The organism is Kistimonas ophiarachnellae (genome assembly GCF_057552235.1).
Genome location: NZ_BAAJPA010000001.1, coordinates 1 through 15,811 on the forward strand (window position 1 = coordinate 1; position 15,811 = coordinate 15,811).

General features: G+C 51.7%; 18 protein-coding genes and 1 rRNA gene. 9 read left to right on the top strand and 10 right to left on the bottom strand.

What is annotated here, in order from left to right:
- The first annotated feature begins 47 nt into the window (after positions 1–47).
- Positions 48–163 (top strand): 5S ribosomal RNA (gene rrf, locus AC27K1_RS00005).
- A 358-nt stretch (positions 164–521) separates the two neighbouring features.
- On the opposite strand, the gene AC27K1_RS00010 is transcribed toward rrf, so the two are convergent.
- From AC27K1_RS00010 to AC27K1_RS00025, 4 genes are read right to left on the bottom strand one after another with little or no spacing between them, the layout of a single operon-like run.
- The gene (locus AC27K1_RS00010; protein ID WP_487147344.1) at positions 522–635 is read right to left on the bottom strand and encodes a transposase domain-containing protein; all 114 of its coding nucleotides are present in this window, start codon (positions 633–635) and stop codon (positions 522–524) included.
- A gap of 38 nt (positions 636–673) precedes the next feature.
- The gene (locus AC27K1_RS00015) at positions 674–1,444 is read right to left on the bottom strand and encodes an ABC transporter permease (RefSeq protein WP_487147346.1); all 771 of its coding nucleotides are present in this window, start codon (positions 1,442–1,444) and stop codon (positions 674–676) included.
- Complete coding sequence (locus tag AC27K1_RS00020) at positions 1,437–2,201, bottom strand: ABC transporter ATP-binding protein (RefSeq protein ID WP_487147347.1); 765 nt, start codon at positions 2,199–2,201, stop codon at positions 1,437–1,439. The genes AC27K1_RS00015 and AC27K1_RS00020 overlap by 8 nt, the downstream gene beginning before the upstream one ends.
- Entirely contained in the window at positions 2,198–3,190 is a 993-nt protein-coding gene (locus AC27K1_RS00025; protein ID WP_487147349.1) for an ABC transporter substrate-binding protein, read from the bottom strand. Before AC27K1_RS00025 ends, AC27K1_RS00020 begins: the two co-directional genes overlap by 4 nt.
- Before the next feature lie 210 nt (positions 3,191–3,400).
- Between AC27K1_RS00025 and AC27K1_RS00030 the strand changes: the two genes are divergently transcribed.
- On the top strand, positions 3,401–3,718 hold the full coding sequence (locus AC27K1_RS00030; protein ID WP_487147350.1) for an Mpo1-like protein: 318 nt from the start codon (positions 3,401–3,403) through the stop codon (positions 3,716–3,718).
- A gap of 42 nt (positions 3,719–3,760) precedes the next feature.
- Entirely contained in the window at positions 3,761–4,435 is a 675-nt protein-coding gene (locus AC27K1_RS00035; RefSeq protein WP_487147351.1) for a phosphohydrolase, read from the top strand.
- A 12-nt stretch (positions 4,436–4,447) separates the two neighbouring features.
- Here the strand turns inward: AC27K1_RS00035 and AC27K1_RS00040 are convergent, their stop codons facing one another.
- From AC27K1_RS00040 to AC27K1_RS00055, 4 genes are all read right to left on the bottom strand, one after another.
- Positions 4,448–4,870, bottom strand: a complete 423-nt coding sequence (locus AC27K1_RS00040) for a GNAT family N-acetyltransferase (protein ID WP_487147352.1) — start codon at positions 4,868–4,870, stop codon at positions 4,448–4,450.
- A 129-nt stretch (positions 4,871–4,999) separates the two neighbouring features.
- Entirely contained in the window at positions 5,000–6,184 is a 1,185-nt protein-coding gene (locus tag AC27K1_RS00045) for a hypothetical protein (protein ID WP_487147353.1), read from the bottom strand.
- 236 nt (positions 6,185–6,420) lie between these two features.
- Positions 6,421–7,323 (bottom strand): archaetidylserine decarboxylase, encoded by a 903-nt coding sequence (gene asd / locus AC27K1_RS00050; RefSeq protein ID WP_487147354.1) that lies wholly within the window; start codon positions 7,321–7,323, stop codon positions 6,421–6,423.
- Positions 7,324–7,383: 60 nt separating this feature from the next.
- Positions 7,384–8,253 (bottom strand): sulfurtransferase, encoded by an 870-nt coding sequence (locus tag AC27K1_RS00055; protein WP_487147356.1) that lies wholly within the window; start codon positions 8,251–8,253, stop codon positions 7,384–7,386.
- A 163-nt stretch (positions 8,254–8,416) separates the two neighbouring features.
- On the opposite strand from AC27K1_RS00055, the gene AC27K1_RS00060 reads away from it, so the two are divergent.
- Together AC27K1_RS00060 and AC27K1_RS00065 are read left to right on the top strand one after the other, a co-directional pair.
- Entirely contained in the window at positions 8,417–9,583 is a 1,167-nt protein-coding gene (locus AC27K1_RS00060; protein WP_487147358.1) for a hypothetical protein, read from the top strand.
- Between the two features lie 63 nt (positions 9,584–9,646).
- On the top strand, positions 9,647–10,024 hold the full coding sequence (locus tag AC27K1_RS00065; RefSeq protein WP_487147359.1) for a YybH family protein: 378 nt from the start codon (positions 9,647–9,649) through the stop codon (positions 10,022–10,024).
- Between the two features lie 85 nt (positions 10,025–10,109).
- Here the strand turns inward: AC27K1_RS00065 and rsgA are convergent, their stop codons facing one another.
- Positions 10,110–11,135: a small ribosomal subunit biogenesis GTPase RsgA gene (gene rsgA / locus AC27K1_RS00070; RefSeq protein WP_487147360.1), complete on the bottom strand. Its 1,026-nt coding sequence runs from the start codon at positions 11,133–11,135 to the stop codon at positions 10,110–10,112.
- A gap of 160 nt (positions 11,136–11,295) precedes the next feature.
- On the opposite strand from rsgA, the gene orn reads away from it, so the two are divergent.
- The 4 genes from orn (at position 11,296) to AC27K1_RS00090 (ending at position 14,866) form a co-directional block, all read left to right on the top strand.
- Positions 11,296–11,841: an oligoribonuclease gene (gene orn / locus AC27K1_RS00075; protein ID WP_487147362.1), complete on the top strand. Its 546-nt coding sequence runs from the start codon at positions 11,296–11,298 to the stop codon at positions 11,839–11,841.
- 265 nt (positions 11,842–12,106) lie between these two features.
- On the top strand, positions 12,107–12,700 hold the full coding sequence (locus AC27K1_RS00080; RefSeq protein WP_487147364.1) for a hypothetical protein: 594 nt from the start codon (positions 12,107–12,109) through the stop codon (positions 12,698–12,700).
- Positions 12,701–12,809: 109 nt separating this feature from the next.
- On the top strand, positions 12,810–13,484 hold the full coding sequence (locus AC27K1_RS00085) for a response regulator (RefSeq protein WP_487147365.1): 675 nt from the start codon (positions 12,810–12,812) through the stop codon (positions 13,482–13,484).
- Entirely contained in the window at positions 13,475–14,866 is a 1,392-nt protein-coding gene (locus AC27K1_RS00090; RefSeq protein WP_487147367.1) for an ATP-binding protein, read from the top strand. Before AC27K1_RS00085 ends, AC27K1_RS00090 begins: the two co-directional genes overlap by 10 nt.
- 17 nt (positions 14,867–14,883) lie before the next feature.
- Here the strand turns inward: AC27K1_RS00090 and AC27K1_RS00095 are convergent, their stop codons facing one another.
- Positions 14,884–15,759: a glucosamine kinase nucleotide-binding domain-containing protein gene (locus tag AC27K1_RS00095; RefSeq protein ID WP_487147369.1), complete on the bottom strand. Its 876-nt coding sequence runs from the start codon at positions 15,757–15,759 to the stop codon at positions 14,884–14,886.
- Between the last annotated feature and the right edge of the window lie 52 nt (positions 15,760–15,811).

Sequence of the window (15,811 nt, forward strand, 5' to 3'; positions counted from 1 at the left end):
GCTTTGAATTTCGCAAAACGTCCAGATGACGGTTTGCCACAGAATTGCTTGACGGCAATAGAGAAGTGGAACCACCCGATTCCATCCCGAACTCGGAAGTGAAACGCTTTATCGCCGATGGTAGTGTGGGGTCTCCCCATGTGAGAGTAGGTCACCGTCAAGCGCTTAAATCAGAAACCCCGTAGCATTTGCTACGGGGTTTTTTGCTATCTGACTCCCCTCACACTTTTGGTGCGATTACTGTTTGGACAAATTTAAAGGCTGCCTATCGTGAAGTGGCCTGAATGTATAACTCTAACTGATCATACCAATCGTACTTTCTAACTACGTCAAATATCCCAGCTCCCCAGTAACACTGAGCAAATACCAGGATTTTGAAAGAACGATTGGTATTACCACTATTCCTCAGCCTCTGTAGAGACGAATTCTCTGACACCATTGACAGGCGAGCGCAAAGACCGGTCGATTCAAATTTGAAACATCAGAACGAACATGCTTATGTGGTAAGCGGTCATTTCCCCTCATATTGACTTTGCAGGCTGGATATTCCAAGGCAGGTAATGGTCGATATCCTCAACAGTTTCTGCCGCAGGCAGGCGGGTTAAAACCTCTTTCAGATAGCTGTAGAACTCCAAGCCTCAGGCCTTATTGCCACACTAATAGAAACTGATGATTACCGGAACAGGCTGACATTGGATTGCCAGTGTATTACCCGTGATTCCAGCCAGTTCCAGAATACCATCACGCTTAGTCCAATCAGGCTGAGTACCAATACCCCTGCAAATAGAATATCCATTTGTGCCATACCACCGGCGGCCAGGATCAATGAGCCAATGCCTTCCTGTGCGCCTAGCATTTCCGCAGCGACGAGGACGATCAGCGCGATAGGGGTTGTCAGTCGAAAGGCAAGAAATAAGCCGGGATAGGCACCTGGCAGAATGATATGTCGAATAATCGTTTTCTTTGAAAGCTGGAAACTCCAGCCCATATCCACAAGATTACCGGGAACGGCTTTAACGCCTTGATATACACAGAACAGGGTTGGGAAAAGTACGCCTGCCATGATGGTAATGATGCGTGAGCTGTCTCCAATACCAAACAAAATGATAAACAGTGGGAAAAGTGCGATTTTGGGTATTGGAAAAATCAACGCCAACCAGGGTATGAATATATAAAAGAGTCGGCGTGATACAGCCAGCAATATGCCCAGTGTTGCACCAATACCTATGCCCAATAACCAACCCGGTAGCAATCTGCCCAGTGAAGCAATGGTGTGGCGTCCCAACTCACCGGAGAGCAATAAGTCATAAAATGTTGCCAGTATTTGCAAAGGAGACGGGATTAAGCTTCCTTCCCCGAGGATACTGACGCACTGCCATACTGATAAGCCAACAAACAGGCTTAGTAGTGAGATCAGCCATCCTCGGTTTCTATTCTCAATCAATGAGTGACCTCACTATCTGTTGATCACTGGCCTGTACTTCTTTTTGCAGATGCTGCCAGATGTTGGTTCTCAATCTGTCCCGTTGTGTGGGCGAGATCGAATTTGGCAAATCCATGCAATGGAGAACCCGCGCAGGCCGTGAACTTAGCAGCAACAGCTGGTCTGCCAGATCAAAGGCATCGTCCAGTTGATGGGTGATCAGGATGCGCGTTATTGGCCATTGTTCGCAGAGTCTTTGATATTCCCCAATTAATAACTCGCGTGTTTGGCCGTCGATAGCCGAGAAGGGTTCATCCAGCAACAGAAGAGACGGATGAATGGCCATGGCCCGGGCCAGACCTGCGCGCTGTTGCATGCCACCCGATAGCTGATAAGGAAATGCATCAGCAAAAGGCAGCAGACCAGTCAGCGTTAAGACTTCTTGAATACGTTCTGTAATGGCGCCGGAGGATAGCCTGTGTGGACGCAGAACCAGCGCAATATTGTCTTGCACCGTTAGCCATGGCAGGAGGCAGAAGTCCTGAAATACATAGCCCGTAACCAATGTATGAGGGACAGGGTTAATGCTACCAGTATCTGGCTGGATCAGGCCTGCGATTAATTTCAGTAGTGTGCTTTTGCCGCTGCCGGAAGGTCCCAGTATGGCGGTTGTTTTTCCCTCGGGAAAACCGATGTTGAGATTATCCAGCACCAAACGGTTACCGTAGGAAAAGCTCAGCTTCTGGACATCCAGTGCAATGTTAGTCGGTTTATTCATGGTGTGGTGAAGGCAGAAACCAATGGTTTATCAATCACCTGATCCAGTGTGACCTGGCGGTTGACCATTCCCTGTTCCTGATACCAGTTCAGTTGTTTATCGATACTTTTTAAGTCCAGCCTGGCATCGCTATCCATATAGAGGGGATAACGCACCAGTTGTTCTGCCGTCATTACCGGAGCGATGAAGCGCTGCATGCTTTCGGTCACCTGGCGTAGAGGTCGCTTTCCGTCGGCCAGATTCTTGAGGTTCGCCTCTGGTGATACCTGGTTGAAGTTTTCATTGTAAAGACGGCTGCCTTTTCGAAAGGCGCGAAGAAATTTCTCAACAGTCTCGCGATCCTTGGCAAGCAGGCGCGATGACACCAGAAGCCCGGTAACTTGCCAGGGGGATTCTTCGCTTACCCAGCCGATGATGTGTCCGTTGTTTTTCTTTTCCATGCCGTGTGCCAGCATGCCGGGAACGATTGAGCTGTCCACCCGGTCTGTGGCCAGTGCCGTCAATATTTCAGGAAAACTGTGCAGGGGTATTGGCTTGATGCTGCCAGAAGGAAAGGCATATTTTTCGGAAATTCGACCCTCTGTGTAATGCAGGGTAGAACCGATGTCGGTGACAGCCAGACTATGGCCCGCCAGTTGCCTGGGGTGGCGTAGCCCTTCGCTCCAGGCTTTGTTGGAAACGACGATGGCTGAGCCTTCCCAACCGGGTTCTTCCCGGAAATTCCCGGCTATCAGTTTGAGCTTGCCGTGCCCGGCCAGGTTGAAGACGGCTGCTGTGATGCCTGTCAGCCCGATATCCACATCGTTTGAGGCGACAGCAAGGGCAATTTTCTGGGCCGAAGGAAAGATCAGAAATTCGGTAGTGAATCCTGCTTCATCGAAATAACCAAAATCCTTTGCAAGCTGGAATACACTGCCGGATTGCAGGCTCAAGGTGCCCAGCCGCAGGTGAACAGGTTTGTCTGCCGCATGTCCGTATCCAGACGACAAAAGGGCTATTCCCAGTGATAGCAACAGGGAAAACAAGATTCTGAATCGTTGCAAAGGTGTTCTTACCGCAGTTTTTTTGCCATGGAATATCAGGTCTGGACGACAGCGCCACCAGAGTATAGTCTCAATCCGTCAGCGCGCACGGCGCCTGCGGTGCCGCGTGTTTCCCCATAACAATACCCTTAATAACAAGAACACGGAGAACCGGTTATGGCTGAGGAATCCATCCACACATTTCGCGAGTTTTATCCTTACTATTTGAACGAACACAGTCACCCCGTCTGCCGCGGATTGCACTATGTGGGCAGTCTTCTGGTACTGGCATTGCTAGGCTATTCCCTGGTTTCAGGCGAACTTGTATGGCTGCTGGCCCTGCCGGTTGTGGGCTACGGGTTTGCCTGGGTTGGGCACTTTGTGTTTGAGAAGAATCGGCCGGCTACCTTCCGCTATCCGCTGTACAGTTTCATGGCTGACTGGGTCATGTTGGCTGAGTTCCTGTCAGGACGCTCCCGGCATAAAACGCAGTAATTTGGTAAACTGCCGCCGTTTTAAACCCTGATTGAGTTCCTGATGGCTGCTTACACTGATGATGAACAACTGGCGCTTTGGGAATCCCGTTTTGTGGATTACCTGCGCCATCATGAAACCGATGACCACTCCCACGATCTCTCCCACTTTCAGCGGGTTTGGAAAACTGCCCAACTGATCATGGCGGAGGATGAACGCCAGATGGATCGTCTGGTCGTTCTGGCGGCCTGTTATTTTCACGATATTGTTTCCCTGCCCAAGGACCATCCCCAGCGCTCAGCATCTTCCAGGCTGGCTGCGGAAAGAACCTGTGAAATTCTACAGGAACTGGCGTTTCCTGCGTCGCTGATACCCGCTGTGGCGCATGCGGTGGAGGCGCATAGTTTTTCGGCCAATATTCCAACGGAAACGCCGGAGGCGGAAGTGGTTCAGGATGCCGACCGGATGGAATCTCTGGGTGCCATAGGATTGGCACGGGTGTTTTATACTTCCGGCAAACTCGGTCGTCATATCTTTAACCCGGAAGATCCCTGGGCGAATAATCGCGAGCTGGATGACCGTAACTTTGGTATTGATCACTTTCCCCTGAAACTGTTGCGTCTGGCTGACACGATGAAAACGGAAGCCGGTCGGAAACTGGCAAGGCACAATACCGAGTATCTGAATCAGTTCCTGCAGAAACTGGCGAGGGAGCTGGAAGGCGATTATTCCTGCTAGTAAGTATGGGATTTAGTCGATCACCTTGCCCTGGCGACGCTCTTCCGGATGGCGAAACCAGCCCATGCCGGCTTTCAGGGGATGGAAGCCAAATTGCTGGTAGAACCCCATCTGCCCGGGTGAGGTGAACAGAATGATGTTATCCACATCCAACTGTTCCATCAGGCTGTTAACGATGCGCTTGCCATAACCCTGACGCTGCCGCTCAGGTCGTACCGCGATGTCGCAGAGAGCTGCCTGGTAAATACCGTCGGAAATGGCACGTCCCAGCGCGATGAGCTGGTCATCCAGGAAGAGCAGGGAGGTGACGAGACTTTGCTGAAACGCTCGCTCCAGCAAATCAGGAGACCGTTTTCCCATCCGAACCTGGTCGTAAATCTCTGCGGCCTGGTACCAATCGATCTCATTGCATTCGGTCTTGATGACCAGGGACATGGCTGTACTTCCTGATGACATCAGCGCGGAATACAGTATAGGCGTATGGTACGACCGTATTGGATGATATTTTTTATAGCGATTAAAAAGAAAAATTATTATAGGCTGTGTGATAGCAATCGTTATTAACTACGGGTTAATGATGTACGGTTTTTTTACGATTAGAGAGACACCGATACACTGATCATTTAACGGTTGGGATAGTGCTTTTTGCTCACGCCATATCTGTTCTAATTGGTTGGAATATTGGATGTTGCTTAATGGAGTAGCGATAGTTTCAGCTGGTGCATTAACAGCGTCCGATACCTGAAACCCTGAAGGTATGAGCACATGATTAACAAAATCTTTATTTGAATAAGATTGTCCCTTCTCAGCCACACCGAAGAATATTGTCAGAACCCCCCCCGGGCGTAATAAGTTAAATATTTTAGTGAATAGTATGACGTTTTTTTTAGGATCACTGAAAGGAAAGCCTGGAAGTAGTGTTATACATATTTTACTGAATCTTTCTTGTGAGCCTGTCAATTCATCTATGGTTTGATGTATGCTTCCTTGGAGGTCTGCATTATAAAAATCGGCAAAGAGAGTTTGCTCCCGATCAAACTTTATTCCTGAAGGATCATTAAATTGTGAGCCAACTGCCAAGGTTGTATATTTTGGGGAATATATATCTATTTCTCTTTTATCAATATGGTCAAATTCTCTAAGCCATGTGTCTTTATTTATTTTGTTATGAAGCCATGCAATTACATCACTTGCTTTCTCTCCCTTTTTTATTTTTAATATCGCTTTAATGTAAAGTTTTTTATATTTCCTGGTGTTAACTGTCTCGAAATGTTGAGCTAACTCATTGTCTGGTGTTGTGTACAATTCATAGGCTTTAGTTTCAATGCCAGTTTCTGAGTTATATTCTGCAAATTCCAATAGCGTGATGATTTCTCTTACTACTGGAATTACATTCGTTTCTGATGGCGGGGGTAGTGTGCTGATGCTGATTTTAGCATCCAAACTTTGTAAGTCATCAGGTGTACTGTTGCTAGAATGCTGACTTGCTGTGGACACTTCTCTATGAGAAGTGCGAGCGCTTGCAGCATGAGTTTGGCTGGATATTCTTGTTTCATTGACCTGTCTATCGCTGATTTTTGTTGAAGCACAGCAACAGCAAAATATGTTAAATAAGAATGAAATTGTTTTTTTTATCCATCCTGTAAAAGATTTTTCTTCACTGTAATCTACATCTGTTCCTTGTTCTTTTGTCTGTGAATGAATGGGTTGTCCTGTTTGTTGAATACGTGGTGGTTGGGCTGGGTTCATGGTTTTTCGGGAATGTCTAAAATAAGTGTATGTATGTAAGACAAAATGAGTATGTGTTTGTTTCTGTAATTAAATTAAAAAATGTAATAAAAAATATTGAATTTTAGTGCTGTATTGAAGTTTTTTTGGCGTTCAGGCGGCTATTAACGGGTTTTTATTTCCTATCAATATCCGGTTTTCTTCACGACCTGTGAAGAAAACCGGATATTGACTTTCAGTATGATGTTCTACTTGGGTTAGTTGATGTTGCCGATCGCCTGACCCATGCGCACGACATCGCCGGCTTTCATGTCATCCAGCCAGCTCATCTGCCCCTTGCCGAACAGGACAATGGCTGTGGAACCCAGCTTGAAGCGGCCCATCTCATCCCCCCGGTTGAGGTGGATGGCCTGTCGAGCGGCTTCGGTATAGTCGAAGGTTTTCAGAATTCTGCGCGGTGGTGTTACGACACCGGACCAGACCGTCTCAATGCTGGCGACAATCATGGCGCCTACCAGGATCACCGCCATGGGCCCCTTGTCTGTATCAAAAATGCAGACCACCCGCTCATTCCGGGCAAATAACCGGGGCAGGTTTTCGGTCGTTGCCTGGTTAACGGAGAACAGACGCCCAGGCACATGAATCATCCGACGCAGGGTGCCACCGGCAGGCATATGCACCCGATGGTAATCCTTGGGGGACAGGTACACGGTCGCAAACTTGCCCTCGGTGAATTCTGTCGCCAGTGCACTGTCGCCGCCAAGCAGTTCGGTCAAACTGAAATCATGGCCCTTGGCCTGGTACAGGCGACCATAGCGAATGTCTCCCAGCTGGCTGATGGCGCCGTCTGCCGGCGATATGATCGCATGACTGTCAGCGGGCATGGGACGGGCACCATGCTTGAGCGGCCGGGTGAAGAAATCGTTGAAATGGGGGTAAGCTTTCGGGTTTTCCTCCTGCGCTTCACTCATATTCACGTCGTACTGGCGGATGAACCACTGGATGAAGGCATTCTTGAACCAGGGAACCTGGCACTCAGCCAGGCAGTGAGTCGCTCTGGAAATCAGGTGGTGAGGCAGAATAGTCTGGACCGCTGCAAACAGGCGGTCGGGTAAAGGGCTGTTGTTACTACTGTTGTCTGTCACGGCGGTCTCTGTCATCCGTAGGCCTTGTCGGCGTTGTTTGTCATGATGCTTGCAGCGGCTCGTGGCGATTGTACTTCAAGCGGTTTCAACCGGGGTATCGGTTCTGTTGCCCCATTCTGACCAGGAGCCGTCATACGCCCTGATGGACGGATACCCCAGTATCCTGGCAATCAGGTAGGTAAAACCCGACCGGTGGTGGCTCTGGCAATGGGTGATGACTTGCTGATCCGGGCCGATACCCAGCTGTTCCAGAACGGTGCTCAGGTCTGTCCTGAGCCGGAAGTTGCGTGCTGGATCCATTGCCTGGGTCCACTCAAAATTAATGGCTCCGGGTATATGACCGCCCCGCATGGCAAAGGTTCGCTCGCCGCTGTATTCCGCGGCAGACCGGGCATCCCAGATTACCGTGTTGTCATTGCCAAGGGTGGCAATGATCTGCTCGGCGTTAATCCTTGGGGATTCGTCGAGCATCAGGCTGACTTCGGTCGGTGTCGCCGTGTTGGGTGTGGCCTGAAGGGGATAGCCTTCCTCCAGCCAGGCCCGCATGCCGCCGTTGAGATACGACCACTTTTTATGGCCGATCAGGTCCAGTGTCCAGATAAACCGACCGGCCCAGCCACCGCCTTCATCATCATAGACAACGATATGTTGGTCAGGACAGTAGCCGATGCGGCTGAACAGGGCTTCGAGCTGATTCAGCGCTGGCAATTTGCCCGTGGCTGGCGGTTGGCCGGAAACCAGTTCACCGGGTTGTACATGAATGGCGCCGGGGACGTGAGCCTGCTGATACAGCGCCCGATTACAGAGGTCAATAATCAGTAAGTCACTGGAGCCCAGCAGGGGCTGCAGGTCTTCCGGTTCCGCCAATGGCGGCAGGCGAGGCTGGCTGCTCATTATCGTTGTCATTTCCGGCGAATTATCGGCGTCTGATTGTACTGCAGCCATGGCCTGCTGCAAATATTACAGGTTGCACCGGGAAAGGGATGGACTATGTTTCAGGCGCACGCTCCCGGAGATGGGGGAACACTAGCCGTCCCCTGTGGTCAAACATCCTGAAGGATGATGAAACAGGCTCCACAAGGCGCCGGAGAACAGCAGGTACCCAGCTATGATCAGAATACCCGGTTTAAGACAACTCGTAATGTGCGTTTTGCTGACGGTCATTCCTGTCGGCGCTCAGGCGGCGGATTACCTGTTTGCTTTTCTGGGCGGTAATGCCCGGGGGGATCTCTGGCTGGTTGACCGGGCGACAGGGCGGGTCGTGCTGACGGAAACTGCGGATTCAAAAACCGTGGCGGACTATACAGGCCATTACGGCAATATTGCTTTTCACCATTTCGCAGACACGGATCAACATGCGGGCTGGCTGGCAGACCACCTGATCCGCAAAGCGTTACCCGAATTACGACGACTTGAGCAGGCAGGCCAGCTGGAGGTGACATCATTGTCATTTCTCTACGCGCTTGCAGGGTTGAATGCAGTGGATGGCAAGGCAACAGGTTATGACCCGGTTGCTGGCAGGCAGGCACTGCATCAGTTTGAGCAGACGGTCGATACGGCATTTCAGAGTGATGGTCGTACGATTGCTGCGATGTACGGGGTCACTGACAGCAAACTGATCCTGCAGGCCATGGAGGTTGTGCGTGATCATACGGCCAGCTCTTCGACCGATCTGGTTGTCTATGCGGATACCTATTCCATCGGTTTTTTCAAACGTGATGACGGGATGCTGGTCCGTGAGAGTTTTGCTGATGACCCGGCCAAAACGCCGGCTGGTGGTTTTTTCCAGTTAGGTAAAAAAGGGAGTCAGACCCTGTTCAGTGAGCAGGGGACGGAACACCTGGCTGAAGCAGTCCGGCAGTTCTGGGATAAACAGGGGCGCCATTACAGCGATGCGGAACTCCGGCAGCGTTATCAGGATACTAATCGGAATGAACTGGGCGGTGTACTGGCAGAAATGGGGACAGCGCCCGGTCTCTGGCAGTTGAATGACAGCGATGTCTCTGCCCTGAGGCAGCTCGTTTTCGAAACCGCTCAGGATATCGGCAAGATGCTCTCAGAGCTCGCCCCTGTCGGCGATCAGAAACAACCGGTCGTCATTATCGGTTTCTATGCCGATGTCCTGAATGCATCCCCCACTTTTTATCAGGCGCTGCGCAGTGGTTTGACGGATCGGTACGAGCCACGCCTGATTCATGGCGGGGAATTGAGCTGGGCGCTGGCGGGAGCTGCTGTCGAGCTATTCAACGCTGTGAATGCGGTTCGCTACCCCTGACTGCCTATATTTCCCCGGTGCGGCAACCTATACTTCCCCGCACCAATGATGGGGTAAAGAGCAATGGAAACAACAGATCAAGGCAACGTAGTTTTAGCGGCAACCAAGGCTGGCAGTGATGCGTGGCGGGCTGCGTTTAACCGCGGTGACGCGGCCGGTTGCGCGGCCCAGTATGAGCCATCGGCGGTGATGCATGCCAAGCCGTTTGGCACGTATAACGGAACGGCGGAAATCCAGGCATTCTGGCAGAAACTGGTAGATGACGGTTTTGCGGACGTGACCTACAGTGATACGCAGATCGATGTGCTGGATGACCAGAGCGCGGTACTGAAAGCTCGGTGGACGATGAACAAGGCCAATGGCGTGGTTCACCGGGAGGTGTGGGTGATGCAGCCCGATGGCACGGCGAAACTGCGGGACGATGAGTTTGAAGCCCTGTAAACCGCCCCTGTAACGCCGTATGGCGTGGCTGCCAGTCAGAGAAATGCTTTTTCTGGCAGCCGTCCTTCATATTTTCTGCAACGTGTCAGTTGCCTTCCTGAAGTGATCGCACAATATGTCGCCAGGACGCCATGCGTTGAGGGGTGATGTGTCCTTCTTCCAGGGCTTTGTGAATCGCACAGCCGGGTTCCTGCTCATGGCGGCAGTCCCGGAACTTGCAGTGACCAATGAACGGATGGAATTCCCGGAAACCATGGATCACGTCATCGGCTTCCATATGCCAGAGGCCAAATTCCCGAATCCCGGGAGAGTCGATCAACATGCCGCCATCAGGCATGTGGAACAGGTGGGCCGCGGTGGTGGTGTGGGTGCCTTTGCCGGTACTTTCGGACAATTCACCCACTTTGGCGTTAATGCCGGGCATCAGGAGGTTAACCAGGGAGGATTTCCCTACGCCGGACTGACCTACAAAAACGCTGGTGTGATCTAACAGCAGCGATTTCAGGGCATCCAGCCCGTGGTCTGTCACGGTGGACGCCTCAAGCACCTGATAGCCGATATCGCGATAGACCTTTAAAAGATCATCCCTTATCGCCGTTGTGTTGGTGTCATCCAGCAAATCCGTCTTATTCAGCAGAATGACCGGCTCAATACCCACAGACTCTGCTGCCACCAGGTAGCGGTCAATTAAATTGCTGTGGGGCTCCGGAACCGGCGCAATCACCAGCACAATGTAGTCAATATTGGCGGCAACGGGCTTTAGCTGGCCCCGCTGGTCGGGACGCGCCAATTCACTGGTTCTTGGTAGATGGGCGACAACAACGCCGGTTTTGTCCTTGCCAGACCGCCAGACTACCCGATCACCGGTCACCAGGGCCGGCAGGTTTGCTCTCAGGTTGCATCGAAAGGTGTTTCCAGGTTCGTTGGGAGGCTCTATATCAAGCTGTACGCCGTAGTGTGCAATCACTAACCCTTCTGTCTCGGGTCCGAGATCACTGGCGTTCAACTGCTCCAGGCTCTGTTGCTCCCGGCGTGCTGCCCGCTCTGCACGTTCATCCTGGATTTTTTTTATGCGCCAATTTTGTCTGCGGTTCAGTCTTCGTTTTGACATGGTTTAGACTGTAAGAAGATATGCCGGATTTTCAGGTGGGCAGGCTTGAAGCCTGAGGAAGTATGGCAGATACAGGGACATGTAGTTTGCATGGTGCCAAAAGTGCAGATTATGATGAACCATCGATTATGAATCAACTAAAGACCTGATAGGCAGTTTAATGGTACAAGCAGACAACCTGGTGTGGGTCGATCTGGAGATGACCGGTCTTGATCCGGACACTGATCGCATCCTTGAGATCGCGACGATCATTACCGACAGTGATCTCAATGAGCTGGCGGTCGGTCCGGTCATTGCGGTGCATCAGCCAGACGCGGTGCTGGACGCAATGGATGACTGGTGCACACAAACCCATGGCCAGACCGGCCTGACCGACCGGGTCAGGAAGAGTACCATCACCGAGCAGGACGCGGAACGGCAGGTCCTGGATTTTATCCGTCAATATGTCGACCCCCGGGTCAGCCCGATGTGTGGCAACAGTATTGGCCAGGATCGTCGTTTCATGCATCGCTTCATGCGCGATCTCCACGATTATTTCCATTACCGCAATATTGATGTCAGTACGGTGAAGGAGCTGGCCAGGCGCTGGCGTCCTGATGTGTTCAACACCCTGGTCAAGAGCGGGTCTCACCGGGCGCTGGATGATATCCGTGAATCCATTGCCGAAATGCGCCATTATCGCGACCATTTCATCCAGATGAAGTGATTTTCTCAAAGGCTGGTTTTCCAGCCTTTTTAATGCCGTCGTGTTTCCTCCGCTGCTGCTTCCTTTCTCTCTTACTGTCTGATGACGCGGTTTTACAGACTCCTTACGCCATCGGCCCCCTGTGTTCAGGTCAGGTTCAGTGACCCTCCCGTATTCTTGTTCCCGAGTTCAGACGTAATAACGCACCACGCTGGACACGGCATCATCAGCACAGCAGTCCCTGACCATGCCAGCCAGCACTCAAGAACAGACGAGGAGAACGACCATGAAAAAGATTGCAGCCATTGCGCTTGCCGGTGTTACTGCCATGGGTGTTGCTACTGTACAGGCTGATACCTTTGTCGGACTGGTAGCCGGTTCCCACAGTGCTGACATGCAGACCCCCAAGGGTTTGAAAGGCACCAACAACAATTTCGACAATATCATCAAGAATGATGGTATGTATGGTATCCGGGTTGGTCAGCAGAACGATGGCTACCGGTTCTATGCAACGTACGACAATGCATCCAACAGCTATCGTCAGTACAAGGCTCGGCAGGAGAATTTGACGGTATCTCTGGACAAGACCTTTGATATTGGTTCTGCGGGCACCCAATTGTTTGCCGGTGCGACAACCGGTATCACCAAGTTGACACATGAGTCCAAGGGCGTGAGTCGTGACAGTGACATGGGTTATGCCATGGGGCTGCAGGCCGGTATCGTACAGAAGCTGAGTTCAAACTTCTCGGTAGAGGGTGGATATCGTTACATGCGTCACAATGCGAAGGTTGACGTCAAGGATCGTGACACAGGCAAGCTGGGCTCCTCCAAGCTGAAGAGCTCTGATACCTGGTTCCTCTCTGCCAACTACCACTTCTGATCGTGATGTGGATCGGGCCTGCCGGGCAGGCCCGATGTCTTTCCTTCGCTTAACCTGTCTTCAGGACAGGCGTATCATTCAAACATTGTCGTTTATTGAGGACGCAGTCATGAACGTATTGCTTGTAGAAGATGATGACTTACTGCGTCACCACCTGGGTTATCAGCTGGAAAGCCTGGGATTTCGGGTCTATGCCGCACCGGAGGCGCGGGAAGCCCTGTTTTTCAGCGATGAATATGCGTTTGATGTCGCCATTATCGATCTGGGCCTGCCCGGGATGGATGGCATCGACCTCATCAAAACCCTGCGTCAGCGAGGTCGTACCTATCCCATCCTGATCCTCACTGCGCGTGGTAACTGGGAAGATAAAGTGAACGGACTGGAAGCCGGTGGTGATGACTATGTCGTCAAGCCCTTTCAGTTTGAAGAACTCAAGGCCAGGCTGAATGCATTGATTCGCCGATCATCAGGATTCAGCCATCCCAAGATTACAGCGGGACCTTACCAGTTGGATCTGTCAGCCAAGAAAGCCTGGAATGGTGACGCTGAACTGGTACTGACCGCTTATGAGTACAAAATCCTGGAATACCTGATGCGTCATGGCCAGCAGGTGGTGTCCAAAACCACCCTGATGGAGCAGTTGTATGCGGATGATGATCGGGACAGCAATGTGCTGGAAGTTTTGGTCGGACGCCTCCGGCGCAAGTTGACCCGGTCAGGTGATGAGAGTCCGATTGATACCATTCGGGGGCAGGGGTACCTGTTCAAGCTGTCATGTTCGTAGGACGTTCGCTCAAATTCCGTGTGCTGCTGGCATTCGGTGTCGCCATGATTCTGGTCTGGGCAGTCAATGCCGTGACAGATATCGAGTCGTTCAAAAACTTCATGTTTGATACCACTAAGCGTCAGCTGTCAGCTGACTCCAACGTACTGTTGACCGCTGCGCGTATCAGGGATGGGCGGCTCATCATGCCGCAGGAACTGCCGGATGAGAAATTCAACCAGGTTGAATCCCGGGTACTTGGCATGATCTACAGCAAGAAGGGTGAGCTGTTGTGGCGTTCCCGTTCCACGCTGGATGAACCTTTGCCCTATCAACCCGTATATAACGAACATGAAAATTTCTTTGACCTGATAGAGGGCGAGGGTGGCAGTTACTTTGTATACGACATTGATCTTGTATTAGAAACGGGCAGTGAATCCATGCCCCTGATCTTTGTCACCATAAAACCCGCCCAGGAATATCATCAGAGTCTGCGATACTACAAGCGTGAGCTGTTGTTCTGGTCTGCCGTACGTGGTGGTTTGATGTTGCTGGTGCTTTGGCTGGCGATGTATTGGAGTTTGATTCCCATCAAGCAGTTGGTTGCCCGTCTGAAAGATATTGAATCCGGTGAGAATGACCAGTTGACTGGGTACTATCCCCTGGAAATAGCTCGGGTTACCAACGCACTGAACCGTCTGCTCCGTAATGAACAGCGCCAGAGAGAGCGTTATCGTGACACTATGGCTGACCTTGCCCATAGCCTGAAAACACCATTGGCCGTTTTACAAAGTACGGGTAATACCCTTCACATGCAGCGTGAAACGATCACGCAGCAGGGGCTGGCGGAGTTGGAGGAAACTATTGATGAACAGGTTCAGCGGATGAACCAGATTGTCGGTTATCAGTTGCAGCGGGCTGTGACACGACAGCGGTCGCTGGTTCGAAACCAGGTGTCAGTGGCGAAGATTGTCGGGCGTATCCGGAATACGCTGGACAAGGTCTATCGGGACAAGCAAGTTCAGGCTGACGTCAACATCAGCGAGGATTGTCTGTTTACCGGGAATGAACAGGACCTGATGGAAGTTCTTGGCAACCTGCTGGAAAATGCCTGGCGCCTGAGTCTTCAGCAGGTCCGGGTCAGTGCCCGGGTGGTTAGAAATTGTGAGGCGTCCGGAGAGGAAAAACGACTGGAGCTGATTATCGAAGATGATGGCCCCGGTGTGCCGGAAGATCGACGGGATGTGATCCTTCAACGGGGTGTCCGGGCAGACAGCCGGACACCGGGGCAGGGATTAGGGTTGGCAGTGGTGCTCGATATTATTGAGCATTATGACGGCACCCTGACTATTAATGACTCAGACTTGGGCGGTGCACTGTTCCGTATAACTCTCGCCTGCTGATTGTTGTCAGACCATCATCAGAAGTGTTTCTGACTCTCCCGGGCCATTATGAGTGCGCCTGATAAGGCATCGTCCTTCGGGGCGACTAGATAAGGTGCTAGCGTTTCAGGTAGCCATGGTCGTATAAAGCGGCTGATACCTCCGACCAGCGCACAATGTCCGATACCTTTATCGAGTAACGTACGGATTATGGCTGCGGCATCCTCTGCTGCAGCCTGTAACAGCTGTATGGCCAGAGAATCCTGCTTATCCGCATATTCAAAGACAACCGGTGCGAAAGCCCCATAATCTCTGGGCAGGGCATGCGTCTGCCAGGCAATGATCGCTTCCGGCGAATGCTCAAAACGGGCCATCAGCGCTGAACATAATGGCGTCGTTGGCACAATGCCTTCGTGGGCTCGCAGGGCATAGCTGAGGGCGTCCAGACCCAGCCGGGCACCACTGGCATGATCCGACACCGGAAATCCCCAGCCGCCTACACTGCCTGATGCCTCATCACGAATCCAGAAACCACAGGAACCGGTTCCCATGATGAGTATCGCGCCATTTCCCCCGTCAAACGCGCCGAGGCAGGCGGTATAGGCATCACTGCGCATACTGATCGATGCAAAGGGAAACCCCCACTGCATGACGGCATGGCATTCATTACTGCGGTTGATGCCGGCCAGACCGAAACCGGCCACAATACGTTGCATGTCGTTTTCTTGCAGGCCTGCCTGCTGCAGCGCCTGGCGGGTAGCCGACAGAATGTTGTTACAGGCCTGATCCAGGCCATAGAGGGGATTGGCAATGCCGGTCAGCCCTTCACCCAGAACCTGCCCGTGAATGTCGCAGAGACGGGCCCGGCAGGAGGTGCCGCCGCCATCAATACCCAGAAACAGTTCTTCTGTCATTTAAATTGATATCCTGTTGTGTGTTGTCTGACGTAGACAGCGCTCAAAGCGA

What these genes read in the sequence shown, in the direction of transcription:
- AC27K1_RS00060 (WP_487147358.1), top strand. Translation starts at nt 8,417, where the DNA reads ATGATCAGAATACCCGGTTTAAGACAACTCGTAATGTGCGTTTTGCTG.
- orn (WP_487147362.1), top strand. Translation starts at nt 11,296, where the DNA reads ATGGTACAAGCAGACAACCTGGTGTGGGTCGATCTGGAGATGACCGGT.
- rsgA (WP_487147360.1), bottom strand. Translation starts at nt 11,135, where the DNA reads ATGTCAAAACGAAGACTGAACCGCAGACAAAATTGGCGCATAAAAAAA.
- AC27K1_RS00040 (WP_487147352.1), bottom strand. Translation starts at nt 4,870, where the DNA reads ATGTCCCTGGTCATCAAGACCGAATGCAATGAGATCGATTGGTACCAG.
- AC27K1_RS00095 (WP_487147369.1), bottom strand. Translation starts at nt 15,759, where the DNA reads ATGACAGAAGAACTGTTTCTGGGTATTGATGGCGGCGGCACCTCCTGC.
- asd (WP_487147354.1), bottom strand. Translation starts at nt 7,323, where the DNA reads ATGACAGAGACCGCCGTGACAGACAACAGTAGTAACAACAGCCCTTTA.
- AC27K1_RS00055 (WP_487147356.1), bottom strand. Translation starts at nt 8,253, where the DNA reads ATGGCTGCAGTACAATCAGACGCCGATAATTCGCCGGAAATGACAACG.
- AC27K1_RS00080 (WP_487147364.1), top strand. Translation starts at nt 12,107, where the DNA reads ATGAAAAAGATTGCAGCCATTGCGCTTGCCGGTGTTACTGCCATGGGT.
- AC27K1_RS00045 (WP_487147353.1), bottom strand. Translation starts at nt 6,184, where the DNA reads ATGAACCCAGCCCAACCACCACGTATTCAACAAACAGGACAACCCATT.
- AC27K1_RS00065 (WP_487147359.1), top strand. Translation starts at nt 9,647, where the DNA reads ATGGAAACAACAGATCAAGGCAACGTAGTTTTAGCGGCAACCAAGGCT.
- AC27K1_RS00035 (WP_487147351.1), top strand. Translation starts at nt 3,761, where the DNA reads ATGGCTGCTTACACTGATGATGAACAACTGGCGCTTTGGGAATCCCGT.
- AC27K1_RS00090 (WP_487147367.1), top strand. Translation starts at nt 13,475, where the DNA reads ATGTTCGTAGGACGTTCGCTCAAATTCCGTGTGCTGCTGGCATTCGGT.
- AC27K1_RS00030 (WP_487147350.1), top strand. Translation starts at nt 3,401, where the DNA reads ATGGCTGAGGAATCCATCCACACATTTCGCGAGTTTTATCCTTACTAT.
- AC27K1_RS00085 (WP_487147365.1), top strand. Translation starts at nt 12,810, where the DNA reads ATGAACGTATTGCTTGTAGAAGATGATGACTTACTGCGTCACCACCTG.
- AC27K1_RS00020 (WP_487147347.1), bottom strand. Translation starts at nt 2,201, where the DNA reads ATGAATAAACCGACTAACATTGCACTGGATGTCCAGAAGCTGAGCTTT.